The organism is Micromonospora sp. 4G55, from assembly GCF_016803375.1.
Window position 1 is genome coordinate 1 of the sequence record NZ_JAEVHN010000208.1, and the last position, 9,584, is coordinate 9,584.

10 protein-coding genes and 1 pseudogene are annotated in these 9,584 nt (G+C 72.9%); 7 read left to right on the forward strand and 4 right to left on the reverse strand.

What is annotated here, in order from left to right; translation table 11 throughout:
• Positions 1 to 7 precede the first annotated feature (7 nt).
• Together JNW89_RS37700 and JNW89_RS18015 are read left to right on the forward strand one after the other, a co-directional pair.
• Positions 8 to 1,287 (forward strand): annotated as a pseudogene (locus JNW89_RS37700) (molybdopterin-dependent oxidoreductase).
• A gap of 245 nt (positions 1,288 to 1,532) precedes the next feature.
• On the forward strand, positions 1,533 to 1,724 hold the full coding sequence (locus JNW89_RS18015) for a hypothetical protein (protein ID WP_238449800.1): 192 nt from the start codon (positions 1,533 to 1,535) through the stop codon (positions 1,722 to 1,724).
• 35 nt (positions 1,725 to 1,759) lie between these two features.
• Here JNW89_RS18015 and JNW89_RS18020 read toward each other — a convergent pair whose 3' ends face one another.
• Positions 1,760 to 1,996, reverse strand: a complete 237-nt coding sequence (locus JNW89_RS18020) for a hypothetical protein (protein ID WP_238449801.1) — start codon at positions 1,994 to 1,996, stop codon at positions 1,760 to 1,762.
• Between the two features lie 191 nt (positions 1,997 to 2,187).
• On the opposite strand from JNW89_RS18020, the gene JNW89_RS18025 reads away from it, so the two are divergent.
• The 4 genes from JNW89_RS18025 to JNW89_RS18040 all read left to right on the forward strand — a co-directional run bounded on the left by JNW89_RS18025 (position 2,188) and on the right by JNW89_RS18040 (position 3,929).
• A complete protein-coding gene (locus JNW89_RS18025) occupies positions 2,188 to 2,769 on the forward strand; it encodes a hypothetical protein (RefSeq protein ID WP_238449802.1) in 582 nt (193 codons plus the stop codon).
• A gap of 67 nt (positions 2,770 to 2,836) precedes the next feature.
• Positions 2,837 to 3,247 carry a phage holin family protein gene (locus JNW89_RS18030; RefSeq protein WP_238449803.1) on the forward strand — a complete coding sequence of 137 codons (411 nt, stop codon included), beginning with the start codon at positions 2,837 to 2,839 and terminating at the stop codon, positions 3,245 to 3,247.
• Positions 3,248 to 3,264: 17 nt separating this feature from the next.
• Entirely contained in the window at positions 3,265 to 3,384 is a 120-nt protein-coding gene (locus tag JNW89_RS18035) for a DUF3618 domain-containing protein (protein ID WP_238449804.1), read from the forward strand.
• Positions 3,385 to 3,410: 26 nt separating this feature from the next.
• Complete coding sequence (locus tag JNW89_RS18040) at positions 3,411 to 3,929, forward strand: DUF3618 domain-containing protein (protein ID WP_238449805.1); 519 nt, start codon at positions 3,411 to 3,413, stop codon at positions 3,927 to 3,929.
• Between the two features lie 18 nt (positions 3,930 to 3,947).
• On the opposite strand, the gene JNW89_RS18045 is transcribed toward JNW89_RS18040, so the two are convergent.
• Together JNW89_RS18045 and JNW89_RS18050 are read right to left on the reverse strand one after the other, a co-directional pair.
• Positions 3,948 to 4,199 (reverse strand): hypothetical protein, encoded by a 252-nt coding sequence (locus JNW89_RS18045; RefSeq protein ID WP_238449806.1) that lies wholly within the window; start codon positions 4,197 to 4,199, stop codon positions 3,948 to 3,950.
• Positions 4,151 to 5,242 (reverse strand): NYN domain-containing protein, encoded by a 1,092-nt coding sequence (locus JNW89_RS18050; protein ID WP_154936311.1) that lies wholly within the window; start codon positions 5,240 to 5,242, stop codon positions 4,151 to 4,153. Before JNW89_RS18050 ends, JNW89_RS18045 begins: the two co-directional genes overlap by 49 nt.
• A gap of 502 nt (positions 5,243 to 5,744) precedes the next feature.
• On the opposite strand from JNW89_RS18050, the gene JNW89_RS18055 reads away from it, so the two are divergent.
• Positions 5,745 to 5,939, forward strand: coding sequence for a flavin reductase (locus tag JNW89_RS18055; RefSeq protein ID WP_238449807.1), 195 nt, complete (start codon positions 5,745 to 5,747; stop codon positions 5,937 to 5,939).
• A gap of 148 nt (positions 5,940 to 6,087) precedes the next feature.
• Here the strand turns inward: JNW89_RS18055 and JNW89_RS18060 are convergent.
• The coding region (locus tag JNW89_RS18060) for a discoidin domain-containing protein (protein WP_306344878.1) at positions 6,088 to 9,584 on the reverse strand (3,497 nt) is incomplete at its 5' end.

Below are 9,584 nucleotides of genomic sequence, written 5' to 3' on the forward strand. Positions count from 1 at the left end.
GGCGCGACTGTGGCGAGCGCTGGACCGGCACCGCCCGCCCCGGCGTGGACGCCACCGCCGACGCCTGGCGCAGCCCGGTACGCGGCCCGTGGTTGACCTCGGTGTTCGGGGCGGTCCTGCTCGCCGCCCTGCCGCTGGTGATCGTCACCGGGCTGCTGGACTGGATCGCCTACGGCCCCCGGCTCGGCCAGGCGTTCCCCCGCGACGTGGGCTGGCTGCACCCGCCCGTCTTCGACTGGCCCACCCGGCCGGCCTGGCTGTTCCGGCTCACCCAGGGCCTGCACGTGACGCTCGGCATCGTGCTGGTCCCGGTGGTGCTGGGCAAGCTCTGGTCGGTGGTGCCGAAGCTCTTCGACTGGCCGCCGGCCCGCTCGGTGGCCCAGGTGCTGGAGCGGCTGTCGCTGCTGCTGCTGATCGGCGGGATCCTCTTCGAGACGGCCACCGGCCTGCTCAACATCCAGTACGCGTACCTGTTCGGGTTCGACTTCTACACCGCGCACTGGTACGGCGCCTGGGTCTTCATCGCCGCCCTGGTCGCCCACGTGGCGATCAAGCTGCCCCGGATGGTCACGGCGCTGCGCGGGCCGGGCTTCGCGCGTGTCCCGGTCGAGCGGACCCGACCGGAGCCGGCGGATCCGGACGGCCTGGTCTCCCGGCGGCCCGGCCCGGCGACGATGAGTCGGCGCGGGGTGCTGGCCCTGGCCGGCGGCGGGGCGCTGCTGCTGCCGCGCTGACCGTCGGGCAGAGCCTGGACGGGGTGCTGCGCCGCACCGCGCTCATGCTGCCCCGGGGTCGGCGGCCCGGCGACGGGCGAACGGCTTCCCGGTCAACCGCAGCGCCGCCGCGGCCGGCATCCAGCCCGCCGACACCGGGGCGGGCTGGCGGCTGACCGTACGCGGCGGCGACCGGACCGTCGAGCTGGACCGGGACCGCCTGCTCGCGATGGCGCAGCACACGGCGGACCTGCCGATCGCCTGCGTGGAGGGCTGGTCGACGGCGCAGACCTGGACCGGGGTGCGGCTGCGCGACCTGGCCGCGCTGGTCGGCGCGCCGGAGGCGGCCACGGCGTCGGTCGGGTCGCTGGAGCGGGCCGGCCTGTTCCGCCAGGCCCGGTTGCAGGCCAACCAGGTCCGCGACCCCGACTCGCTGCTCGCCCTGCGGGTCAACGGGGTCGACCTCTCCCCCGACCACGGCTATCCGACGCGGATCATCGTGCCGGCGCTGCCGGGCGTGCACTGCACCAAGTGGGTCCGGGAGATCGCCTTCGAGGGGCGCGCCGATGGCTAGGTTCCGGCGGGCCTACGGCGCCGCGCCCTGGCACCTGCTGCTCCTGCTCGGCTGCTTCGCGGTGACCGGCTGGATCGTGCTGCGGTTGGCCGGCGAGGGGTCCGCGGTGCGGATGCTGCTCTGGTTCCTCGGCGCGGTGATCGCCCACGACCTGCTGCTGTTCCCGGTCTACGCGGCTGGCCGACCGGGCGCTGCGCGCCGGGGCGGGCCGCCGGGGTGGCCCGTCGGCGCTGAACCACGTCCGGGTGCCCGCGCTCGCCGCCGGGCTGCTTCTGCTCGTCTACCTGCCCGGCGTCCTCGGCCTCGGCGACGGCACGTACACCGCGGCGACCGGCCTGACCCCGCGACCGCTGCTGATCCGCTGGCTGGCGGTCAGCGGGACGCTCTTCGCCACCAGCGCGGCGCTGTACGCGCTGCGCCGGCGGCGACACCGCTGAGCTGGGCGAGGCCGTCGGACGGCTGCCGCCCGGCGTCACCTCTTGGGCGACAGCGAGGTTTCCGTGCGGCTGGCCCCGGGGGCCATGATGTCCGGGGACGGGGTGGTGGATTCGCCGCCGGAGCCCACCCAGTTCTCGGCACCGGCGCCCTTACGCCGCCGCAGCGCCGCGGCACCGGCCGCTCCCGCGGTGACGACGACCGCCGCCAGCGGCCACCAGTTCCGGCGCTGCATCCGCGCCGCCCGCCTCTTCTGCAACATGGTCATTCTCATGCGTCCATTGTCCAAATCCGCTGGGGCGTCGGCGGTGAAATCGGCACCTACACCCGTTCGGTTGGCACCTGCCAGCTCCCGGTCCCACACCCGCACGGCCGGCAGCGGGAGGGACGTGTACACCGGGCGGCGAGGGGTAACCGGCGTTCCCGTTCCTGCCCGAAGGGCGGGCCCCGACGAAGGGAGATCGCATGACGACGGGTCGGGAATCACCTCCTGCATCCGGTGACGGATCGCGCGGCGGCAAGGTCGGACAGGTCCGGCAGGAGGCTGGCCGCATCGGCCAGGAGACGGCGCAGGCCGGCGGGCACACCGCCCGGCAGGCGATGGATCAGGGCCGGCAGATCGCCTCGGAGGGCCGCCAGCAGGCCCGCAACCTGCTCAGCGAAGCCTCCGCGCAGGCCCGGACGCAGGCCGAGGAGCAGCAGCGGCGGGCCGCCGACAGCCTGCGCACGCTGGGTACGCAACTGCGGTCGATGGCCGACGGCGCCGACCAGGGCGGCATGGCCGCCGACGTCGTCCGCCGGGGCGCGGACGCCGCGCAGCAGCCGCGGGCTGGCTGGACGAGCGCGAACCCGGCGCCCTGGTGCGCGAGGTACGCGACTACGCCAGCCGGCACCCCGGGGCCTTCCTCGCCGGGGCGGCGATCGCCGGACTGCTCGCCGGTCGGTTGGGGCGCGCCCTCACCGGCGGCCAGGACGGCCAGGGCGGTGGCGGTGACACCGGCAGGTTCGCCGGCGAGGGCCCGCCGGCGGCGGCCCAGACGCCGTTGAACGTGCCGGCGAGTCCGGGGATGACCGCGCCGGTCCGCCACGGTCCGATGGGCCATGAGGTGGGCCCATGAGCGCATCGCCCATGGGCCCGGGCGGGGGTCCGGACAAGACCCAGGCCTCCATCGGTGAGCTGCTCGCCGACGCCACCCGCAACTTCTCCTACCTGCTGCGCAAGGAGGTCGAGCTCGCCAAGGCCGAGGTGCGGGAAGAGGTACGCAGCCTCGGCATGGTGGCAGCCATGTTCGCCGCCGCGGCGATCGCGGCGCTGCTGACCCTGGTGTTCCTGTCCCACGCCCTGTGGTGGGCGCTGTCCAACGTGATGGACCAGGGCTGGGCCGCGTTGATCGTCGCCATCATCTGGGCGGTGATCGGCGCCGTGCTCGCCTCCCGGGCGCGCCGGCAGCTACGCACGGTGAAGGCCCTACCGCGTACCCAGCAGACCGCGCACGAGATTCCGGACGCGGTCAGAGGCCGCTGAAACCGAAGGGAGACGTCATGTCCACCGATCCGGACCGGATCCGGTACGACATCGAGGCAGCCAGAGCCGAGTTGAGCAGTGACGTCGACGCGTTGACCGACCGGGTCAACCCGCGACGGATCGCGCCGCGCCGGTGAACCGGGCGCGTGGCCGGCTCAGCCGCATGGTCGACACGATCATGGGCAATGCCAGGCACGCGCGGGACGTGGCCAGTCACCAGGCGTCCGGCGTGACGCAGCGGGCCTCGGCCACCACGCATCGCCTGTCCGACACCACGCAACACCTGACGGGTACGGCGCAGCACGGCGCCGCCACCGCCGGCGAGCGGGCGCGGGGGCTCACCCACGCCTCGCGGGAACGCGCCGAAGGCAATCCGCTCGCCGCGGGCCTCATCGCCTTCGGCGTGGGCGCGCTGGCCTCGTCGCTCCTGCGGCCCAGCCGCAAGGAGCGGGAGTTGGCCGAGCGCGTCAAGCACGAGGCGATGGAACACTCGGACCAGTTCAAGCAGCAGGCCAGCGGCATGATGCACGGCGTGCAGGACAACCTGCGCGAACCTGTCCACCAGGCGACCGAGCAGGTCAGGTCCACCGCGGCCCAGGGCGTGTCCTCGGTCCGCGACACGGGCGTCGGGGAGGCGCAGCACATCCGCGACGACGCGCGGGAGGCGCCGCGGAGGTGGTGAGACGGCGCGGTGGGGACCTCAGCGCGTGTCGGCGGGCTCCACCCGGTACTGGTCGTGGCGGGCCCACAGGTCGACCCACTCGTCGTCGCTGAGGGTCCGTCCCGACGCGCCGATCTCCGCGAGCTCCCGGAAGTACGCCTCGCGGTTCCGGCAGCCCGGCGTGCCGGCGGCGTCGACGAGGGCGGTCGGTGCGCGGCTGGCCTCCGCGATGGGCGGTCGGGTCAGGAAGCCTGCGGGGTGAGCAGGTAGTCGTCGGCGTCGGCGTTCCACTCCAGGTGGACCACGCCGCTGGTGGCGGCCGCCTTGCAGAACTGGAGGAAGCTGCGGTAGCCGAGCTTCTTCTCGCTGAAGTCGGGCCGCGCCCGCCGGAGCTGGTTCTTCAGGCCGGACAGCGCCGCCGCGCCGTCGGCGCCGGCCAGGTCCTGGACCACGGCGCGCAGCAGCCCGAACGCCTCCTCCCGGTCGCCGTGTTCGGGCAGGGAGACCTCCGGGTCGCCCTTGGCCGGCCCCTCCGCCAGCTCGACGACGTTCTGCTTGGCGAGGTGGCGCAGGAGTTCACCGAAGGTGCGGAACCCGTAGTCGGACTCGGTGAAGGTCGGATCCTTGCGCAGCAGGGTGCGCTTCAACGTCGACGCGGTCACCTCGCCGCCGGAGCTGCCCTGCAGACCGGCCACCGTCTGGGCCACCAGGCCGGCGAGGGTGTCGACGTCGCGGACCCCTTCCTCGACCGCCGCCTGGGGCTCGGGTTCCTGCTCGACCTGTTCCTGCTCCACCTGCTGCGGTTCCGGGCTGGGCACCCGCGCCGGACGGGCCCGCCGGGCCCGGGTCGGCGGGATGTCGACCCCCTCCAGCCGGTCGTAGTAGAGGAACTCGTCGCAGGCCGGCGGCAGCAGCGCGGAGGTGGACTTCTCCACCCCGACGCCGATCACCCGCTTGTTGAGCTCCCGGAGCTTGTGGACCAGCGGAGTGAAGTCGCTGTCGCCGGTGCAGATCACGAACGTCGAGATGTAGTCGCGCTCGAAGGCCAGCTCCACCGCGTCGACCGCCATCTTGATGTCGGCGGCGTTCTTGCGGGAGGCGCCCATCCGCTGGGGTATCTCGATCAGCTCGACGTGCGACCGGGTGAGCATCCGACGGTCCTCGTCGAAGTACGACCAGTCCGCGTACGCCCGCCGCACGACCACCCGGCCCCGCTCGGCGAGGGCGTCGGCGATGGGGCGGAAGTCGAAGGCCATGCCGCCGCGGTGGTCGCGCGCCCCCAGCGCGAGGTTCTCGTAGTCGAGGAACAGGGCGATCCGGTCTTCGTGATCCACGCAGGTCAGCCTACGCCCGGGGCCGGCCCGACATCGCCGACGTCGCCAGGCGCGCCCGGCGGACCGCGCCGGCCACCCCCGCCGCCCTGGCGGCGGCGGACGGCGCACCCCGAACGCGCCCCGCGGAGTCGGATCGAGGACAGTCGTCGGGAGTGCCGACCCGCGGCCCGCCCAGCACCCCGCGGACCGAAGATCATAAGGCCTCTGAGCTGGGGTTTCGTCGTTTCTCCGTGGCTATGGTCAACCTGCCCGATCCTCCACCCATCGAGCTCGCCGCACCCCCGGCCGGTGATTCCACCGCCCCCCGCCAGTCCGCGCCGACCCGCAGCACCTAGCCGGGCCGCAACGAGCCAGGCCCGTCACCGGCCATCAGCCGCTCGTCCTGTGAATGGGACTCATCGGCGGTGGGAATGGCGGCCCGAATGTCCGAAAATCGTTCACAGCAGTACGGAGATCGGAGACCGATGCCCGATCCACACGAGCCGGTGAGCCCGTCCTGGCGGTGCCGCGACTGCGGGCGCGACTGGCCCTGCCCGAGCCGCCGGCGATCCTGCTCGACGAGTACCGGCAGCAGTCGACCAACCTGCGGGTGTACCTCGCCACCTGCCTGACCTCGGCCACCCAGGAGCTCGCGGCCAACCCGGCCGACCTGCGCGACCGCTTCCTCGGCTGGGTACCGCACCGGGTGCCGTCCTGAGCGGACCCACGGTGGCCCGGGCGACGGCGCCGCGCGGGTGAGCGGCGCCGCCGGACCGCCGAGCCGGGCCGCGGAGCCGCCCGGACCCGCGCGACCGGACGCCGCCGGACGGCGGTGAGCCCGCCGACGGCGTCCGGTTTTCCGACGGTCAGTTCCGGTTGATGGTGAAGGTGGACGTGGTGTTGCGGATGTCCTGGTCGTTGTTGCTCAGCCGAAGGTTGGTGAAGGTGGCGGAGCCGACCGCCGGGCCCTGTCCGGCCTCCGGCATCTCGTTGACCCAGATCCCGAAGCCGGACTTGGCGTCGAAGGCGTCCCCGCTGCGTCGGGCGCCGCTGATCGAGACGTTGGTGAAGACGGTGTCGGTGACCGGGTACTGCGGCTGCCCGCCGACGTAGTTGGTCTGGAACATGATGCCGCTGTAGGTCGGGTCGACGATGTCGACGTCGCTGACCCGGATGCCCTGGAACACCTTCGAGGCGGAGAAGACCCAGATCGCGGGGAAGGTCTGCGCGCCCCAGAAGTGCCCGCCGGCCCGGACGATCGAGATGTTCTCGAACCGGGTGGGCGGGTCAGCGCCGAAGCCGTTCATCGGGTAGCCGAAGTCCAGCGAGCTGATCGTGATGCCGGAGTAGACCAGCGTGTCGGCGATGTAGATGTTGCGGAACGTGTTGCCGTACCCGCCGTACACGGCCACCCCGGCGGCGCGCCAGGTCAGCAGCGACGTCAGGTTCTCGTAGACGTTGTCCTTCATGTCGGCGCCGCCGGCGTCGATCGCCGAGAAGAGCGCGAAGCTGTCGTCGCCGGTCGCCCGCGCCTCGTTGTTGCTGACCAGGTTGTTGGTGCTGCCGTTGGTCATGTTCACGCCGTCGGCGAAGGTGTTGCGGATCCGGGAGTTGCGGATCGTCGTGCGGTCGGTGTTCGCGCCCCAGTAGAGGCAGACCTGGTGCTCGGCCCAGATGTTGTCGATCACCATGTCGGCCACGTTGGCGAAGTCGAACACCTTGCCCGGCCCGTCGATGCGGGAGGTGTAGTTGCCGAAGTAGGCGAAGCCGGAGAACGTCGAGCCGTTGGCGGTGGCGTCCGCCCGGAAGCCCACGTCGGTGTTCTCCTGGGTGCGTGGTGCGACGAACCGGGTGTACCAGGGGCCAGCGCCGAGCACCTTGACGGCCTTGCCGTACACCTGGAACTTCTGGGCGGTCGCGTACGTCCCCGGCGGCAGGTAGACCCCGAGCGCCGTCGGGCTCTGCCGGGCGGCGTCCAGCGCGTTCTGCACGTCCTGGTGACCGAAGCCGGCCGGCACCAGGTACCGCGCCGGGTCCGGGTTGGCGATCGGCGCGACCTGCTCGGTGTTGATGAAGTCGATCGCGTACGTGGTGGTGTTGGCCGGGTCCTTCTGGAGCCGGATCCGGCTGCCGGCCGGCACGGTCGCGTTGAGCATGACGTTGGCCTCGTCGTAGATGTGCCGCGGTCCGCCCGCCCCCGGCGAGTTGCCCGGGCCGGCCTCGTTGCCGTACAACCACGCGTGCCGGGAGGTCAGGTCGATGGCCTTGTGGAAGGCGCCGTTGACGTACACGTTCAACGTCGCGTCGATCCCGCCGCCGCCCGGCGCGTCCGGGATGGAGAAGCGGGTGACCAGCGTGTTGGTGCTGGCCCGGGTGGTGAACTCGACGTAGCTGCCGGTCGAGTTGAGGGTGACCGCCCGCCGGCCGGACGCCTCGCCGGCCAGGTCGCCGACGGTCCGGTTCGGTCCGACCACGGCCGCGCCGCCGCCGAGGGCGCCGTCCTCGGCCTCGTACATGTCGTACGGCATGTTCGCGCCCCGCCCGACGAAGAGCGGCCGCTCGCTGGTGTTGTTCTGCTGCTTCGCCGGCAGCTCGTTGGCGTCGGCCGCGACCACCACCCGGACGGTGTACCGGCCGTTCGCCGCGGTCCAGCTGCCCAGTCCGACCGGGCCGGTGGTGGCGCCCGGGTTGATCACCCCGGAGTACGAGCCGGTCAACGTGCGGATGACCGCGCCCGACTGGTCGAGCAGGGTCAGCGTGATCGCGTGCGTGCCCGAGGCCGAGGCGACGCTGCCCGCGTTGCGCAGCGTCACGGAGAAGGCCACCGCGCTGCCGGCCGACGGGTTGCCCGGGGTCCAGCCGACCGACGCGGCGACCAGGTCGGAGCTGGCCACCGGGTTCACCACCAGCTCCGACGGGCTGGTGTAGCTGTTGTTCGTCTCGTCGGACTCGATGACGGCGTTCGCCTCGTCGACCTTGGCGCTCAGCGGGTAGCTGCCGGCCGCGCGGGCCCCGATGTTCGCCGTGACGGTGGTCGAGGCGCCGGCGGCCAGGGCGCCGACCGGCGCGCTGCCCACCCGCACCCCACCGAGGTAGAGGTTGACGGCGGTGGCGGCGGACCCGACCGTGCCCGCGTTGCGGACCGTGGCGGAGAGGGTGACCGCGTCGGCCTCGGTCGGGTTGGCCGGACTGGCCGACAGCGCGGTGACGGTCAGGTCCGGGTTGGGGGCGGGCACGCCGATCACCTGGAACTCGGCCACCTGCCCGCCCGGGGCGCCGGAATTGGCGGTGAAGGTCAGCCGCAGGTCGGCGGCGGTGGCGGAGACCGGGATGGTCACCGTGTTGCCGGACGCCGGGTTGAAGGTGTACCCGGCGGCGCCGACCAGGCTGGTGAACGACGTGGCGCTCTGCTCCCGGCCGAGTACCTGCACGGTCTGCGTCCTGGTCCCCCACACCGGGTCCGGGTTCAGCTTCAGCACCACCGCGCTCACGCTGGCGTTCGCTCCGAGCTGCACGGTCAGCGTGCCCGGGTAGCCGGCGCTCTCCCAGTAGGTGGCCGTGTTGTTGTCGTTGGCGTTGGTCGCGACGAAGGTGTGCACGTACGACGAGGCGGTGATCGGCCGGCCGACCGCGAGGTTGCTGCCGCCGGTGCCGCTGCCGGTGCGGGTGACCGTGTTGCTGTTCGCCGACTGGTTGCCGGCGGCGTCCCTCGCCCGCACGTGATAGCTCACCGTGGCGCTGGTGGGCTGGTTGTCGGTGAAGGTGAGCACGGTGCCGGCGACGCTGCCGCGCAGCGCGCCGTTGGCGTACACGTCGTAGCCGGTGACCCCGACGTTGTCGGCGGCGGCGTTCCAGGTCAGCCGGATCTGCCCGCTGGTGGGTTCGGTGTAGGCCAGGTTGGTCGGGGCGGTCGGCGCCTGGGTGTCCCCGGTCGCCGTGCCGTAGACCTCGAACTCGGAGAGCTGCCCGGCGGGCCAGCCGGTGTTGCCGGTGAAGGTGAGCCGGACGTAGCGGCTGCCGGTGGCGGTCAGCGCGACGGTCACCGTGTTGCCGGTGGCCGGGTCGAAGGTGTAGCCGGCGGACGGCTTCAGGGTGGTGAAGGTCGAGCCGTTGGTGCTGCCCTGCACGGACAGCGTCTGGGTCCGGGTCTGCCAGGCGGCGGCCGGGGGCAGCTTCAGCACCAGCCGGTCCACGGTGACGGTGGCGCCGAGGTCGGCCTGGATCCACTGCGGGAAGGCGTTGTTGGCGCTCTCCCAGTAGGTGTCCGGGTTGCCGTCGTTGGCGTTGGCCGGGCCGTACACCTGGTTGACGCTGCTGGCGGTCATGGTGGCGGCGATCCCGGCGAGCGCCGCGGCGGTGGCGG